The following is a 15,857-nucleotide window of genomic DNA, read 5'->3' as shown; positions in this document are numbered from 1 at the left end:
ACGGCATAGTGTTGGGTGCCGATCGGGCAGACCGGAGCAATGTCCGGTTTGAACCGAATCATTCCCCCGTGGTGTAATTGGCAGCACTGTGGCTTTTGGTGCCATCTGTCCGGGTTCAAGTCCTGGCGGGGGAGCGTGTTCGCGCGGGCCCCGACCCCTCCGGTCGGGGCCCGCGCCCATGTCCGGCTCCACGCCCCCCGGTATCCTGCGGATGTCCACCACCCGAAGCCGAAGGGCCTATCCGTGAGCTCCGTACGCCCGGCAGCCGTCGTCGTCCTCGCAGCGGGTGAGGGCACCCGCATGAAGTCGAAGACCCCCAAGGTTCTGCACGAGATCTCCGGGCGCTCGCTCGTCGGTCACGTCGTCGCCGCCTCCCGCGAGCTGGACCCCCAGCACCTCGTCGTGGTCGTGGGCCACGCGCACGAGCAGGTCACCGCCCACCTCACCGCCGCCGACGCGCAGGTGCGCACCGCCTACCAGGCCGAGCAGAAGGGCACCGGGAACGCGGTGCGGGTCGCGCTCGACGAGCTGGGCGGGGCCGTCGAGGGCACCGTCGTCGTCGTGTGCGGGGACACCCCGCTGCTGTCCGGCGGGACGCTGGCGGCGCTCGCCGCGACGCACACCGCCGACGGCAACGCGGTCACCGTGCTCAGCGCCGAGGTCCCCGACTCCACCGGTTACGGGCGGATCGTGCGTGACGCGGCGAGCGGTGCGGTGACCGAGATCGTGGAGCACAAGGACGCCACGGACGAGCAGCGGGCGATCCGGGAGATCAACTCCGGGGTGTTCGCGTTCGACGGGAAGCTCCTCGCCGAGGCGCTTGGCCAGGTGCGGACGGACAACAGCCAGGGCGAGGAGTACCTCACCGACGTGCTGTCGATCCTGCGCGAGGCGGGGCACCGGGTCGGCGCGTCCGTGGCGGGCGATCACCGGGAGATCCTGGGCATCAACAACCGGGTGCAGCTGGCGGAGGCCCGCCGGCTGCTGAACCAGCAGCTGCTGGAGCGGGCGATGACGGCCGGGGTGACCGTGGTGGACCCGGCGTCGACACTGATCGACGTGACGGTGACGTATCAGCGGGACGCGATCGTGCACCCGGGGACGCAGCTGCTGGGCGCCACGCACCTCGCGGAGGACGCCGAGGTCGGTCCGAACTCGCGGCTCACGGACACCGTCGTGCACGCGGGCGCGCGGGTGGACAACACGGTGGCGGAGGGCGCCGAGGTGGGCCCGGGCGCGCTGGTGGGTCCGTACGCCTATCTGCGGCCGGGGACGAAGCTCGGCCCGAAGGCCAAGGCCGGTACGTACGTGGAGATGAAGAACGCCGTGATCGGCGAGGGGACGAAGGTCCCGCACCTGTCGTACGTGGGGGACGCGACCATCGGCGACCACACCAACATCGGCGCCGCGAGCGTGTTCGTGAACTACGACGGTGTGGCCAAGCACCACACGACGATCGGGTCGCACTGCCGCACCGGGTCGGACAATATGTTTGTGGCGCCTGTCACGGTCGGGGACGGCGTTTACACCGCCGCCGGCTCGGTCATCACGAAGGACGTACCGTCCGGTTCGCTGGCCGTGGCCCGGGGCCAGCAAAGGAATATCGAGGGTTGGGTGGCGCGCAAGCGTCCCGGAAGCGCCGCCGCGCAGGCGGCTCAGGCGGCCGCGGAGGGGTCGTCCGGCGAAAGCTGACCGGAAACAGGTGCGTCGCGCACCGCGTACCGTGATAGATGCTCACCCCATTTCGGCTGGCTCGTTGCACATCGGGACATCTGCGTGCAGCGCCAGGAACACGTCTGAGGAGACTGTGCTGTGACCGGGATCAAGACGACCGGCGAGAAGAAACTGATGCTCTTCTCCGGCCGCGCCCACCCCGAGCTGGCCGAGGAGGTCGCGCACCAGCTGGGTGTGGGCCTCGTGCCGACGAAGGCCTTCGATTTCGCCAACGGTGAGATCTACGTCCGCTTCCAGGAGTCGGCACGTGGGGCGGACTGCTTCCTGATCCAGAGCCACACGGCTCCGATCAACAAGTGGATCATGGAGCAGCTGATCATGCTCGACGCGCTGAAGCGCGCGTCGGCCCGTTCGATCACGGTGATCGTGCCGTTCTACGGCTACGCCCGCCAGGACAAGAAGCACCGCGGGCGTGAGCCGATCTCGGCCCGTCTGGTCGCGGACCTGATGAAGACGGCGGGTGCGGACCGCATCCTCACCGTCGATCTGCACACCGACCAGATCCAGGGCTTCTTCGACGGCCCGGTGGACCACCTGTTCGCGCTGCCGATCCTGGCGGACTACGTGGGCGCCAAGGTGGACCGTTCCAAGCTGACGATCGTCTCGCCGGACGCGGGCCGGGTGCGGGTCGCCGACCGCTGGTGCGACCGGCTGGACGCCCCGCTGGCGATCGTGCACAAGCGCCGGGACAAGGACGTCGCCAACCAGGTGACCGTGCACGAGGTCGTCGGCAACGTGAAGGGCCGGGTCTGTGTCCTGGTCGACGACATGATCGACACGGGCGGCACGATCTGCGCCGCCGCGGACGCCCTGTTCGCGCACGGCGCGGAGGACGTCATAGTGACGGCGACGCACGGCGTCCTGTCGGGTCCCGCAGCGGACCGCCTGAAGAACTCGAAGGTCAGTGAGTTCGTGTTCACGGACACCCTGCCGACGCCGGGTGAGCTGGAGCTCGACAAGATCAAGGTGCTGTCGATCGCCCCGACGATCGCCCGCGCCGTGCGCGAGGTCTTCGAGGACGGCTCGGTCACGAGCCTGTTCGAGGAGCAGTAGGAAGAGCGGCGCGCACGCGTCGCCGTTGATCCACTTTGGGGTGCGGCCTCCCCGCCGGGTAGACTCAGTGAGTTGCTCGGCGAGGGAGGCCGTACTCATGTACGGCGATCCGTTATCGGCGCGCTCTTCGTAGCAGGCCTGTCGTGGGCCGGGTGACCATCCGTTGTTCCGTCACCTCACGAGGAGTGCCGCCATGGCCGAGATCAAGCTCGCCGCCCAGGTCCGTACCGAGTTCGGCAAGGGCGCCGCCCGTCGCGCGCGTCGCGCCCAGCAGGTCCCCGCGGTCGTCTACGGCCACGGTGCGGAGTCCGTCCACATCACGCTTCCGGCCCACGAGCTGCAGCTCGCGCTCCGCACCGCCAACGTCCTGATCGGCCTGGAGCTCGACGGCAAGGACGCCCTGGTCATCCCGAAGGCCGTCCAGCGCAACCCGCTCAAGGGCGACATCGAGCACGTCGACCTGCTGACCGTGAAGCGCGGCGAGAAGGTCAACGTCGAGATCGCGGTGCACGTCGAGGGCGACCTGGCGCCGGGTGGCAACCTGCTCGAGTACGTGCAGAACACCCTCCTCGTCGAGGCCGAGGCCACCCACATCCCCGAGTCCGTCACGGTTTCCGTGCAGGGCCTGGACGCCGGTGCGTCGATCCACGCCAAGGACATCCCGCTGCCCAAGGGCTCGGTGCTCGCCGGTGACGAGGACGCCATCGTGCTCCAGGTCGTCGCCGCGCAGGCCGAGGAGCCGGCCGCCGACGCCGCCGAGGGCGAGGGCGCCGAGGCCTGAGCCTCGTCCCGCCTGCTTGACTGACGGGGCGGTGGTCTCCCTCCACGAGGGGAGCCGCCGCCCCGTTTTCCTGTCCACGCCCCTGTACGTGTACGAACGAGGAGACTTCGCGCGATGTCCGACGCCACCGACCCCTGGCTGATCGTGGGCCTGGGCAATCCCGGCCCCGAGTACGCGGCGAACCGGCACAACGTCGGTTTCATGGTCGCCGACCTGCTCGCCGAGCGGATCGGCGGGAAGTTCAAGCGTGCCCCGAAGGCGCAGGCGCAGGTGCTGGAGGGGCGGATCGGTCCGCCCGGGCCGCTGAGCCGGCGGGTGGTGGTGGCGAAGCCGATGTCGTACATGAATCTGTCGGGGGGTCCGGTGGCGGCGCTGCGGGACTTCTACAAGGTGCCGCTCGGTCATGTGGTGGCGGTCCATGACGAGTTGGACATCGACTACGGGACGCTGCGGCTGAAGCTGGGCGGCGGTGACAACGGGCACAACGGGCTGAAGTCGATGACGAAGGCGATGGGGCCGGATTATCACCGGGTGCGGTTCGGGATCGGCCGGCCGCCGGGGCGGATGCAGGTGGCGGACTTCGTGCTGAAGGACTTCTCGTCCGCCGAGCGCAAGGAGCTGGCCTACGAGGTGGACCGGGCGGCGGACGCGGTGGAGTGTCTGCTGGCGGAGGGCCTGGAGCGGGCGCAGTCGGCGTACAACACGTGAGCCGGGCCGCGTACGACGGGTAGCGGTGCGGGTTCGGCCCGACCGGGCTGCGGGGTTCCGGCCGAGGGTCCGGGCCGGGGGGCGGAGTCCTTCCCGCCGTGCCTGTCGTGCGGCCGGGGTGCGGTGCCGGCCTCTTCGTGCTGGGGCTGCCGGTGTTCGCCGTCCGGTGAGGCGGGCGGACGCGCGACGGGGCGCGAGGGGAGTCCCCCGCGCCCCGTCGGCGTCCGGTGCCGGGTCAGCCGGTGTTGCGCAGGCCCGCGGCGACACCGTTGACGGTGAGCAGGAGGGCGCGGGCGAGCAGCGGGTCGGGTTCCTCGCCGCGTGCGGCCGCCTGGCGCTGGCGGGCCAGCAGCGACACCTGGAGGTAGGAGATCGGGTCCAGGTAGGCGTCACGGATGGCGAAGGTCTGCTGGAGCACCGGGCTGGTGCCGAGCAGTTCGGTGGAGCCGGTGACCTTGAGGACTTCCTGGACGGTCAGGGCGTGCTCGGCCTCGATGACGTCGAAGACGTGCTTCAGCTCGTCGGGGACGAGGCTGTCGACGTAGTGCCGGGCGATGCGCAGGTCGGTCTTGGCGAGGGTCATCTCGACGTTGGAGATGAAGTTGCGGAAGAAGTGCCACTGTTCGTGCATCTCGTCCAGGACGGTGTCGAGGCCGGCTTCGCGCAGGGCCTTGAGACCGGAGCCGACGCCGAACCAGCCGGGCACGATCTGCCGGGACTGGGTCCAGCCGAACACCCACGGGATGGCCCGCAGGCCGTCGAGGGAGACGCCGGAGCCGGGGCGGCGGGAGGGCCGTGAGCCCAGGTGCAGGTCGGCGAGCTGGTCCACCGGGGTGGAGGCGAGGAAGTAGGCGGGCAGGTCCGGGTCCTCGACGAGCTTGCGGTAGGCGGCGTGGGCGGCGTCGGAGACGGTGTCCATGGCCGCGTCCCAGCGGGCGAGGGCCTCGTCGGACTGGCGGGGGGCGGTGTGCAGGGCGGATGCCTGCAGGGTGGCGGCGACGGTCAGTTCGAGGTTCTCGCGGGCGAGGGCCGGGATGAGGTACTTGTCGGAGATGACCTCGCCCTGCTCGGTGACCTTGATCTCGCCTTCCAGGGTGCCCCAGGGCTGGGCGAGGATCGCGTCGTGCGAGGGGCCGCCGCCGCGGCCGACGGTGCCGCCGCGGCCGTGGAAGAGGCGCAGGCGTACGCCGTAGCGGTGGGCGACGTCGCGCAGGCGGCGCTGGGCGCGGTGGATCTCCCACTGGGAGGTGGTGATGCCGCCGAACTTGGAGGAGTCGGAGTAGCCGAGCATGACCTCCTGGACGTCGCCGCGCAGGGAGACGAGGCGGCGGTAGGAGGGGTCGGCGAGCATCTCGTCGAGGATGACGTCGGCGGCGCGCAGTTCGTCGGTGGTCTCGAGGAGGGGGACGATGCCGATCCTGGCCCAGCCGGCGTGGAGGTCGAGGAGGCCGGCTTCGCGGGCGAGGACGGTGGCGGCGAAGACGTCGTCGGCGCCCTGGCACATCGAGATGATGTAGGACTCGATGACTTCGGGGCCGAAGCGTTCGAAGGCTTCCTTGATGGTGTGGAAGACGCCGAGGGTCTTCTCGCCGGCCGCGTCGAGGGGGGCGGGGGTGGGGGCGAGGGGGCGGCGGGAGCGGAGTTCCTTGGCGAGGAGCTTCTGCCGGTAGTCGCGGGGCATGTCGGCGTAGCGCCAGGATTCCTCGCCGAGCCGGTCGAAGAGCTGGCCGAGGGCGTGGTGGTGGGCGTCGGCGTGTTCGCGGACGTCCATGGTGGCGAGCTGGAGGCCGAATGCGGAGAGGGTGCGGATGGTGCGGTCCATGCGGCCGTCGGCGACGATGCCGCCCTTGTGCCGGCGCAGGGAGTCCTGGATGAGGGCGAGGTCGGCGACGAGTTCGGCGGTGCCGAGGTAGTCGCAGCCGGGGCGGTGGGGGCGGCCGGTGGCGAGGCGCTCGCGGGTGTTGACGAGCTTCTGGCGGATGCAGGTGGCCTTGAGGCGGTAGGGCTCCTCGGCGTTCAGCCGCTTGTAGCGGGGGCTGATCTCGGGGAGGAGTTCGAGGTCGGCCTGGAGGGAGGCGAGGAGCTCGTCGGTGGCGCCGGTGTAGCGGATGGAGTTGGAGAGCAGTCCGCGCAGCTGGTCGACGAGTTCGAGGGCGTCGGTGATGCCGTGTTCGTGCTGGAGGATGAGGACGTCCCAGGTGACCTGGGGGGTCACGTTGGGGTTGCCGTCGCGGTCGCCGCCGATCCAGGTGCCGAAGGTGAGGGGGCGGGTGCCGGCGGGGAGTTCGACGCCGACGCGTTCCAGTTCGGCGGCGAGGTCCTCCAGGACGTCGCCGACGGCGTTGGCGTGGAGCTCGTCGAGGTAGTAGATCGCGTTCCGGGCCTCGTCGGTGGGCTCGGGGCGTACGACGCGGAGCTCGTCGGTCTGCCAGATGAGGTCGATGTTCTCGGCGAGCCGGAGGTCCTGGCGGCGGCGGTCGGCCTCGATGACCGGGGTTTCCAGGAGGGCGGCGATGCGGCGGAGCTTGTTGAGGACGGAGCGCCGGGCGGCCTCGGTGGGGTGCGCGGTGAAGACGGGGCGCACGTTGAGGTTGTTGACGGTGGCGCGCAGGTGTTCGGGGTCGGCGTCCTTGAGGCGGTCGGCGGTGCGGGCGAGGAGGCCGCCCTCGGCCGCGCGGCGGTCGCGCATCTCGTGGGCGCGGTGCACCTGTTCGGTGACGTTGGCGAGGTGGAAGTAGGTGGAGAAGGCGCGGACGAGCTTGGCCGCGGTCTCCAGGCCGGTGTCGCCGAGGAGTTCGGCGGCGGCCTCGCCGTCGGTGCGGGTCAGGGCGCGGACGCGCTCGACGAGGTCGAGGAGTTCCTGCCCTTCCTGGCGTACCAGGGTCTCGCCCAGCAGGTCGCCGAGGCGGCGGATGTCGGCGCGCAGCTCGGGGCTGGCGGCGGGGGTCTGGTCGGCACTGCTCACAGTGTGCGGCTCCTTGCAGTGGTGGTGCACGGGACCCGGGGACCGCGGTCGGCGGATGCCGACGCCACCCCGGAAAGCAGGGTGCGGACCGCGCTGTCCGACCTCTCCAGGATAGGTGTCCGTGCTTTCGGCGCTGTTCGCGCCCCGGAAGGCCCCCTTTTGTTGGTGGGGGTCCTTCCGGGGTACGCGGTGTGTGTCTACCCGGTATTCGTGCGTCTGTGCGCGGTGTTTCGTCCTCTCGTGGGCGGGCCTCCGCGCTGCCATACTTACGAAGCCGTAGGTTACGGGTGCGTAACCACGGTTGTCCGTCTCGTTCTCACCCTCAGGGGACTCCTCATGAAGACCACCCCCGATGTGATCGAGGCCGCCGCTCCGGCGGCCGGTGATCAGGTTCCTCCCTCCTCCGCCACGCTCGGCGGGGACAACAAGCGGTCGATCGAGCAGATCGCGCTCCTGCTGTTCATCGTCGTGCCGTTCGTGGCGCTGGTCGCGGCGGTGCCGCTGGCCTGGGGCCGCGGTGTGAGCTGGCTCGATCTGGGTCTGCTGGTGGCGATGTACTACATCGGCTGCCACGGCATCACGATCGGCTTCCACCGGTACTTCACGCATGGTTCGTTCAAGGCGAAGCGGCCGCTGCGCATCGCCCTGGCGGTGGCCGGTTCGCTGGCTGTCGAGGGTCCTCTGGTGCGCTGGGTGGCCGATCACCGCAAGCACCACCGGTTCTCGGACGCGGAGGGCGATCCGCACTCGCCGTGGCGGTTCGGCGAGACGCTGCCGGCGCTGCTGAAGGGCCTGTGGTGGGCGCATATCGCATGGATGTTCGACGAAGAGCAGACACCGCAGCAGAAGTACGCCCCGGACCTGATCAAGGACCCGGCGATCCGCCGGATCTCGCGTCACTTCATGACCCTCACGATCGTCTCGCTGGCGATCCCCCCGCTGGTCGGCGGGCTGGTGACGATGTCCTGGTGGGGTGCGGCGACGGCGTTCTTCTGGGGCTCGCTGGTACGGGTGGCCCTGCTGCACCACGTGACGTGGTCGATCAACTCGATCTGCCACGCGGTCGGCAAGCGCCCCTTCAAGTCCCGCGACAAGTCCGGCAACGTGTGGTGGCTGGCGGTCCTGTCGTGCGGCGAGTCCTGGCACAACCTGCACCACGCGGACCCGACGAGCGCGCGGCACGGCGTGATGCGCGGTCAGATCGATTCGAGCGCCCGTCTCATCCGCTGGTTCGAGCAGGCCGGCTGGGCGTACGACGTGCGCTGGCCCGACTCCGCCCGTATCGAGTCCCGGCGCAACCGCGCGGCGGCCGACGCGGCATGATGGACGACGTGGCGACCGACTCCAGCGCAGGCAGCGAGAACACCCGTGCACCCTCCACCCGGCGGGTCCGCCGGGTGCGGATGACGGGGAAGGAACGCCGCGAGCAGTTGCTGGACATCGGTCGCACCCTGTTCGCCGACAAGGGCTTCGAGGGCACGTCGGTCGAGGAGATCGCGGCCCGTGCGGGGGTCTCGAAGCCGGTCGTCTACGAGCACTTCGGCGGCAAGGAGGGGCTGTACGCGGTCGTGGTGGACCGGGAGATGCGCAAGCTCCTGGACATGGTCACCGGCGCCCTGACCGCAGGGCATCCGCGGGAGCTGCTCGAGCAGGCGGCGTTCGCGCTGCTGGACTACATCGAGACGTACACCGACGGGTTCCGCATCCTGGTCCGGGACTCGCCGGTCGCCCAGTCGACGGGCACCTTCGCCTCCCTGATCAGCGACATCGCCACCCAGGTGGAGGACATCCTGGGGCTGGAGTTCAAGGCCCGGGGCTTCGACCCGAAGCTGGCCCCGCTGTACGCGCAGGCGCTGGTGGGCATGGTGGCGCTGACGGGCCAGTGGTGGGTGAACGCGCGCAAGCCGAAGAAGGCGGAGGTCGCGGCCCATCTGGTGAACCTGGCCTGGCACGGTCTGGAGAACCTGGAGTCGAAGCCGCGGCTGATCGGCCACCGCAGGAGCTGACGGTGCGCGCGTCCGTGGCACGGCCGGTCCGCTCGATGATTCATCGGTAAACCACTTCAGTCCCGGTAGTCGCAGTTGTAGAGTCTGTGACCATCCCGGGAATGCCTCACCCTGCGCGTGACGCACTCGTGAAGGCGTTTCTCCCGGTTCCACCACGTACCCCTGGGGGGGCTTTGTCTTCTGTGGAACCCGGCCGAGCCATGCCCGCACGCGCCAAGCGCGCGCGGCGGCTCGCTGCCTGCACCGCTCTCGTCCTCTCGGCCGGCATGCTGCTGGCCGCTCCGGCCTCGGCCGATGACGCGGCGCCCGCGCCGCACCGCACCACCCAGCCCCGCGTCCCCGCCGCCGGCCCGCAGCCCACGCTGACCCTGCCCGGCCACACCGCGAAGAAGGAGTCGCGGGCGGCGGGCGTGGACGGCGTGAAGGCGGCGGCCGTTCCCGCCCTGCCGCGTTTCGATGTCACCGGCGACGGTTACAGCGACATCCTGTACCGCGGCATCGACGACCACCTGTACGTCACTCCGTCGGGCGACGCCGACGCCTACCCGTACTACCTGGGTATGGACGACCTGAACGAGAAGTACAAGGACATCATCCGGCCGGGCGACCTGAACCACGACGGCAGCCCCGAGATCCTCACGCTGTCGGCGTCCGGCACGCTCTCGCTCCGCTCGTCCCAGGACGCCTCCGGCGCGTCCTACCCGTACTGGCACGGCACCGGCTGGCAGCGGTACAACAAGGTCGTCTCCGTCGGCGACCTGAACGGCGACGGCCGGGGCGACCTGCTGGCCCGCACCCCGTCGGGCGACCTCTACCTGTACACCGCGACCGGCGACCTGGGCGGCGCGCCCTTCAAGGCCGGCGTCAAGGTGGGCTACGGCTGGGGTTCGTACGACCAGATCGTCGGCGCCAACGACGTCAACGGCGACGGGATCGGCGACCTCTACACCCGCACCCCCACCGGTGACGTGTACTACTACGCGGGCACCGGCGACGCCTCGGCGCCGTACAAGGCGCGCGTCAAGGCGGGCTACGGCTGGGACGTCTACAACCAGATCATCCCGGTCGACGACCTCACCGGCGACGGCCTCGGTGACCTGACGGCACGTACGCCGGGCGGCACGCTCTACTTCTACGAGTCCACCGGCTACGGCACCTTCCTCAAGCGGACGGTCGTCGGCACCGGCTGGAACGTTTCCTCCCTCTTCTCGGACCAGGGCGGCAACCCCGTCTTCGGCAAGAGCGAGCTGATGGCGCGGACCACCGGCGGCACGCTCTACTGGTACTACGCGAAGAACAACGGCAAGCTCAGCGCCCGCGTGAAGGCGAGTGACAGCGGCGGCTGGGCCGGCGCGAACATCACCTTCCCGTCGTCGCTCGACAACGACGGCTACGCCGACCTGCTGGAGACGTACGACGGCACGCTCCACCACGGGGGTACGAGCCTCGGCGGCGGCTGGAGCGGCTACAACGCCCTCGTCGGCCCCGGCGACCTGAGCGGTGACGGCAAGGGCGACCTGCTCGCCCGCACCAAGTCCGGCGACCTGTACCTCTACCGGGGCAACGGCTCGGGCACCGGCTTCTCGGCCAAGATCAAGGTCGGCTACGGCTACGGCATGTACGACAAGATCATCGGCGCGGGCGACCTCGACGGCGACGGCCTGAACGACGTGGTGGGCCGTACGCCGACCGGCACGCTCTACATGTACCGAGGCACGGGCAACGCCTCCGCGCCGTTCAAGTCGCTGCGCCTCGTGATCGGTGTCGGCTTCGACATCTACCGCAAGTGGATCGCCCCGGGCGACATCAACGGTGACGGCAAGGCCGACCTGATCGGCGTCGACGGCAAGGGCGACGTGTACCTCTACACGTCCACCGGCAGGCCCTCCGAGCCCATCGCCAAGCGCGTGAAGATCGGTTACGGCTGGAACATCTACAACAACCTGTACTAGGCACCCGAAGCACGTCGGCGGTATCCCCGTCCCCATGGTCCATGGGGACGGGGCGTTGTAGAGTCTGTGAACATCCCGGGAAGGCTTCACCCTGCACGTAATGTGCCCGTGAAAGCGTTTCACCCGGTTCCACCACTTACCCCTGGGGGGGCTTTGTCTTCTGTGGAACCCGGCCGTTCCGTTCAGCGCTCGAAGCGCGCGCGGCGGATCGCGGCCTGCACCGCACTCGTTCTCTCCGCCGGCACGTTCCTGGCGGCTCCGGCCTCGGCCGACGACTCGGCGCCCGCCCCGGCCGGCGCCGCGCAGTTCACCCCCGAGCTCGGCGGACAGCCGACGCTCACCCTGCCGAAGCGCCCCGCGAAGAAGCAGTCGGACGCCTCGCGCGCGGCGGGTGCCCAGACCCCGTCCTCGGTCGTCCCGGCCAAGCCGCTGCGCGACCTGGACGGCGACGGCTACAGCGACCTGATGTACCGGGGTCTGGACGGCAACCTGTACGCCTCGACCGACTCGTCGGGCTCGCACGTGTACGGGATCAACAGTGACGACCAGTACGAGATGCCGAAGGACATCATCACGCCGGGCGACCTGGACGGCGGCGGGATGGCCGAGGTCCTGACGCTGTCGGCGACCGGCAAGCTCTCGCTCTACCAGAGCTGGGGCGCGGACTACACCGGCTACGCCACCTGGTCCGGCAGCGGCTGGCAGAAGTACAACAAGGTCGTCGCCCCCGGCGACCTGAACGGCGACGGCCGCGCCGACCTGATCGCGCGTACGCCCTCCGGTGACCTCTACTCGTACGTCTCCACCGGCAACGTCGACAGCGCGCCCTTCAAGGCCGGTGTCAAGGTGGGCTACGGCTGGGGCTCGTACGACCAGATCGTCGGCGCCAACGACGTCAACGGCGACGGCCTGGGCGACGTCATCGCCCGCACCCCCGCCGGTGACGTGTACTTCTACGCCGCCACCGGCGACGCGGCGAAGCCCTTCAAGGCGCGCGTCAAGGTCGGCTACGGCTGGAACATCTACAACCAGATCGTCGGCATGGACGACATCGACGGCGACGGCCTGGGCGACGTCATCGCGCGCAAGCCGGGCGGCGACGTCTTCACGTACTACTCCAACGGCGACGGCACCTTCAAGGCGCGCGTCACCGGCGGCACGGAGTGGAACTCCGCCGCGCTGTTCGTCGGCGCGGGCGGCAACCCGGACTTCGGCAAGCACGAGGTCATGGCCCGCACCAAGGGCGGCAGCCTGTACTGGTACCAGGCCCGGAACAACGGGAACTTCTTCCCGCGCCAGTCGAGCAGCTCGGACACCGGCTGGAACAACGTGAGCCTCTCGCTCGCCTCCTCGCTGGACTCCGACGGCTGGGCCGACCTGCTCCAGAACTACCAGGGCACGCTGTACGTCAACGGCGACTACATCGGCACCGGCTGGCAGGTCTACAACAGCCTCACCGGTCCGGGCGACCTGAGCGGCGACGGCAAGGGCGACCTGCTGGCCCGCGACACCAAGGGCAACCTGTACCTGTACAAGGGCAACGGGCTCGGCACCAAGTTCGCGACCAAGATCAAGGTCGGCTACGGCTACAACACGTACAACAAGATCGTCGGCGCCGGTGACCTCAGCGGCGACGGCATCGCGGACGTCGTGGCCCGCACCACGGACGGCACGCTCTACCTGTACAAGGGCACGGGCAACGCCACCAAGCCGCTCTCGGGCCGCACCAAGATCGGCACCGGCTACAACATCTACAAGCAGTTCGCCGCGCCGGGCGACCTGGACGGCGACGGCAAGGGCGACCTGGTCGGCATCGACGGCAGGGGCGACGTGTACCGCTACACGTCCACCGGCACCGGCAAGATCAACAAGCGCGCCAAGATCGGCTACGGCTGGGACGTCTACAACGGCCTGTACTAGGCCCGCGTGACCACCGCGCCCCGTCCCCGCACCCGCGGGGGCGGGGCGCTGCCGTGTGCGGGCTCAGCCCACCGGCTCCAGGAACTCCAGCCGGTTGCCCACCGGGTCGTGGCTGTAGAAGCGGCGGTGGCCCGGCAGGTTGTCGTCCCGGAGCACCTCGGCGCCGCGCTCGGCCAGCCGGGCCGCGTAGGCCTCGATGTCCGTGACGCGCAGGCCCGGGTGGGCCTTGCGGGCCGGGCGGAAGTCCGCCTCGATGCCCAGGTGCAGCTGGACCGGTCCGGCCGCGAACCAGCAGCCGCCCCGGGCCGCGAGCACGGGCGGCTTGGGGATCTCCGTCATGCCGAGGATGTCCCCGTAGTACGCGCGCAGCGCCTCCTCGCTGCCGGCGGGGGCGGCGAGCTGCACGTGGTCGAGCGAGGTGATCATCGGTACTCCCGGTGGGCGACGGCGAAGATGCGGCGGAAGGGGAGGACCGTGCCGTGCGGGCCCTTCGGGTAGGCCGTGCGCAGCAGGTCGCGGTAGTCGGCGAGGAAGGCGTCCCGGGCCTCGTCGTCACCGGCGAGTGCGGTGAGCACGGGGCGCAGCCCGGTGCCCTTGACCCAGTCCAGGACGGGGTCGTCGCCCGGGAGGAGGTGGAGGTAGGTGGTCTCCCAGACGTCGGCGATGGTGCGGGGGCCGGTCAGCGCGTCCAGGTATCCGGCGGGGCTCAGCACGGCGTCCGCGTGGCGCAGCAGGCCGCCGAGCCGGGGGCGCCAGCGCGGGGACTCGGCGAGTTCGCGCATCAGGGCGTGCGAGGGCTGGTCGAAGTTGCCGGGGACCTGGAGGGCGAGGGTGCCGCCGGGGAGCAGGGCGTCCAGCCAGCGGGGCAGGCGTTCGGCGTGGCCGGGGACCCATTGGAGCAGGGCGTTGGAGACGATCAGGCCGTACCGCTCGGAGGGCGTCCAGGTGGCGGCGTCGGCCTCGGCGAAGTCCAGCAGGTCCGTGGCGTGGGCGCGGGCCCGCTCCAGCATCTGCGGGGAGTTGTCGTAGCCGGTGATCCGGGCGCCGGGCCAGCGCTCGGCGAGCAGGGCGGTGGCGTTGCCGGCGCCGCAGCCGAGGTCGGCGATGCGGGGCGCGGGCAGGCCCGGCGGGTCGGGGACGCGGGCCAGGAGGTCGTGGAAGGGGCGGGTGCGGTGGTCCGCGTGGCGCAGGTACTGCTGCGGGTCCCAGAGGGGTGCGGTCATGGGTTCCAGGATCGGCAGAAAATATCTTGATGTCAAGACACTTGAATTCAAGAGACTTCATGTCGACAGACCATCTACACTGATCCACATGGAGGACGAGGTCGACCGTCTGGTCGCTGCATGGCGCCGCGAGCGCCCCGACCTCGACGTGGAACCGCTCGAGGTCCTCAGCCGCGTCTCCCGCCTGGCCCGCCACCTCGACCGGGCCCGCCGCATCGCCTTCGCCGAGCACGAGCTGGAACCGTGGGAGTTCGACGTCCTCACGTCGCTGCGCCGGGCCGGCGCCCCCTATCAGCTCTCCCCCGGCCAGCTGCTCACCCAGACCCTCGTCACCTCGGGCACCATGACCAACCGCATCGACCGCCTGACCAAGAAGAACCTCGTCGAGCGCCTCCCCGACCCCAGCGACCGGCGCGGGGTCCTGGTCCGGCTCACCGCCGAGGGCCGCGACAAGGCCGACCAGTCGCTGGCCGGCCTCCTCGCCCAGGAGCGCGCCATCCTCGGCGAGCTCTCCCCCCAGCAGCGCGGCGAACTGGCCGGGCTGCTACGCCGGTTGACCGCCCCGTTCGACAACATCCCCGGCTAGTCCCGGGTCCTCCGGGTCGACCGGGCCGACGCCCGCGCGTCTGGCCAGTGCCACGGCCGCCAGCGTCGAGTGCACGCCCAGCTTCCCCAGCACGTTCTGCATGTGCGTCCGCACCGTGTGCGGAGAGAGGAACAGCCGCTCCGCGACCGCTTTGCGCCCCAGGCCCGCCACCATGCACCGCAGCACCTCGCGCTCGCGCGGGGTCAGCGAGTCGACGAGCTTCTCGCTCTCGGTGCGGTGCTTGCGGTCGGCCAGCAGCTCCCGCAGCGCCCCCGTCAGCAGGGCGGGGGGCAGGTGGGTCTCGCCGCGCAGCACGCCCCTGATCACCGCCAGCAGCCGTTGCAGCGAGCTGTCCTTGGCGACCCAGCCGCAGGCGCCGGCCTGGAGGGCGCGCGCGGCCCGGGCCGGATCGTCCTTCTCGGCGAGCACCACCGTACGCACCGAGGGACGGGCCGCGCGGACCGCGCCGACCAGGGAGATCCCGTCGGCCGGGCCGGTCCGCCCGGAGCGCGGGGCGGGCACCCGGGCCGGGGCCGCGGCGGTGCGGGTCTGCGGGGCGAGGTTGCCCAGCTCCGCGTCGACGAGCAGCACGTCGTAACCGCGGCCCTCGGTCGCCCCGCGCTCCAGGCAGCGCAGGGCCGCCGGGCCGCTGCCCGCCGCGGCCACCTCGACGTCCGGCTCGGCCGCGAGCGCGGCGGCGAGCGATTCGGCGAAGATCCGGTGGTCGTCCACCACGAGAACCCGGATACGGGCCACAAGCACCCCCATGCTGTGTGTGACGGGGCGCCCCGAAGCGTGCGTCCCCGGCGGGGCCGGACCCGCGCGGGTGCTGTGCCCGGCTGTCCCGTACCCCTGAATGCGGCGCAGGCCCCCCGCCGGCGCTGTGCATCAGGGTACGGGCGGGGGACCTGGGGGGAAGGGAATTGGCG

13 protein-coding genes and 1 tRNA gene are annotated in these 15,857 nt (G+C 70.7%); 10 read left to right on the top strand and 4 right to left on the bottom strand.

Annotation, left to right across the window (positions count from 1 at the left end):
* The first annotated feature begins 62 nt into the window (after positions 1-62).
* The 5 genes from ABZ564_RS17200 to pth all read left to right on the top strand — a co-directional run bounded on the left by ABZ564_RS17200 (position 63) and on the right by pth (position 4,276).
* Positions 63-134 (top strand) — tRNA-Gln (locus ABZ564_RS17200).
* Positions 135-243: 109 nt separating this feature from the next.
* Entirely contained in the window at positions 244-1,692 is a 1,449-nt protein-coding gene (gene glmU / locus ABZ564_RS17195; RefSeq protein WP_360856486.1) for a bifunctional UDP-N-acetylglucosamine diphosphorylase/glucosamine-1-phosphate N-acetyltransferase GlmU, read from the top strand.
* A 120-nt stretch (positions 1,693-1,812) separates the two neighbouring features.
* Positions 1,813-2,787: a ribose-phosphate diphosphokinase gene (locus tag ABZ564_RS17190; protein WP_018104112.1), complete on the top strand. Its 975-nt coding sequence runs from the start codon at positions 1,813-1,815 to the stop codon at positions 2,785-2,787.
* A gap of 193 nt (positions 2,788-2,980) precedes the next feature.
* The gene (locus ABZ564_RS17185; RefSeq protein WP_360856483.1) at positions 2,981-3,568 is read left to right on the top strand and encodes a 50S ribosomal protein L25/general stress protein Ctc; all 588 of its coding nucleotides are present in this window, start codon (positions 2,981-2,983) and stop codon (positions 3,566-3,568) included.
* 114 nt (positions 3,569-3,682) lie between these two features.
* Positions 3,683-4,276, top strand: a complete 594-nt coding sequence (pth, locus tag ABZ564_RS17180) for an aminoacyl-tRNA hydrolase (protein WP_018524799.1) — start codon at positions 3,683-3,685, stop codon at positions 4,274-4,276.
* A 235-nt stretch (positions 4,277-4,511) separates the two neighbouring features.
* Here pth and ppc read toward each other — a convergent pair whose 3' ends face one another.
* Positions 4,512-7,241, bottom strand: a complete 2,730-nt coding sequence (ppc, locus tag ABZ564_RS17175) for a phosphoenolpyruvate carboxylase (protein ID WP_360856480.1) — start codon at positions 7,239-7,241, stop codon at positions 4,512-4,514.
* Positions 7,242-7,577: 336 nt separating this feature from the next.
* On the opposite strand from ppc, the gene ABZ564_RS17170 reads away from it, so the two are divergent.
* The 4 genes from ABZ564_RS17170 to ABZ564_RS17155 all read left to right on the top strand — a co-directional run bounded on the left by ABZ564_RS17170 (position 7,578) and on the right by ABZ564_RS17155 (position 13,119).
* Positions 7,578-8,564 (top strand): fatty acid desaturase, encoded by a 987-nt coding sequence (locus ABZ564_RS17170; RefSeq protein WP_360856477.1) that lies wholly within the window; start codon positions 7,578-7,580, stop codon positions 8,562-8,564.
* Positions 8,561-9,247, top strand: coding sequence for a TetR/AcrR family transcriptional regulator (locus ABZ564_RS17165; RefSeq protein WP_360856474.1), 687 nt, complete (start codon positions 8,561-8,563; stop codon positions 9,245-9,247). Before ABZ564_RS17170 ends, ABZ564_RS17165 begins: the two co-directional genes overlap by 4 nt.
* A gap of 200 nt (positions 9,248-9,447) precedes the next feature.
* The gene (locus ABZ564_RS17160; RefSeq protein WP_360856471.1) at positions 9,448-11,199 is read left to right on the top strand and encodes a VCBS repeat-containing protein; all 1,752 of its coding nucleotides are present in this window, start codon (positions 9,448-9,450) and stop codon (positions 11,197-11,199) included.
* Positions 11,200-11,361: 162 nt separating this feature from the next.
* The gene (locus ABZ564_RS17155; protein WP_360856533.1) at positions 11,362-13,119 is read left to right on the top strand and encodes a VCBS repeat-containing protein; all 1,758 of its coding nucleotides are present in this window, start codon (positions 11,362-11,364) and stop codon (positions 13,117-13,119) included.
* A 63-nt stretch (positions 13,120-13,182) separates the two neighbouring features.
* Here ABZ564_RS17155 and ABZ564_RS17150 read toward each other — a convergent pair whose 3' ends face one another.
* Together ABZ564_RS17150 and ABZ564_RS17145 are read right to left on the bottom strand one after the other, a co-directional pair.
* Positions 13,183-13,545 carry a VOC family protein gene (locus tag ABZ564_RS17150; RefSeq protein ID WP_360856469.1) on the bottom strand — a complete coding sequence of 121 codons (363 nt, stop codon included), beginning with the start codon at positions 13,543-13,545 and terminating at the stop codon, positions 13,183-13,185.
* Entirely contained in the window at positions 13,542-14,342 is an 801-nt protein-coding gene (locus ABZ564_RS17145; RefSeq protein ID WP_360856466.1) for a trans-aconitate 2-methyltransferase, read from the bottom strand. The genes ABZ564_RS17150 and ABZ564_RS17145 overlap by 4 nt, the downstream gene beginning before the upstream one ends.
* 88 nt (positions 14,343-14,430) lie before the next feature.
* On the opposite strand from ABZ564_RS17145, the gene ABZ564_RS17140 reads away from it, so the two are divergent.
* Positions 14,431-14,928, top strand: a complete 498-nt coding sequence (locus ABZ564_RS17140; RefSeq protein ID WP_360856463.1) for a MarR family transcriptional regulator — start codon at positions 14,431-14,433, stop codon at positions 14,926-14,928.
* Here the strand turns inward: ABZ564_RS17140 and ABZ564_RS17135 are convergent.
* Positions 14,887-15,684: a response regulator transcription factor gene (locus tag ABZ564_RS17135; protein WP_360856530.1), complete on the bottom strand. Its 798-nt coding sequence runs from the start codon at positions 15,682-15,684 to the stop codon at positions 14,887-14,889. The two genes, ABZ564_RS17140 and ABZ564_RS17135, sit on opposite strands and share 42 nt — an antisense overlap.
* Between the last annotated feature and the right edge of the window lie 173 nt (positions 15,685-15,857).

The organism is Streptomyces sp. NPDC019224 (assembly GCF_040632605.1).
In the GTDB taxonomy this organism is placed as follows: Bacteria; Actinomycetota; Actinomycetes; order Streptomycetales; family Streptomycetaceae; genus Streptomyces.
This window is presented reverse-complemented; position numbering and strand designations above follow the sequence as displayed.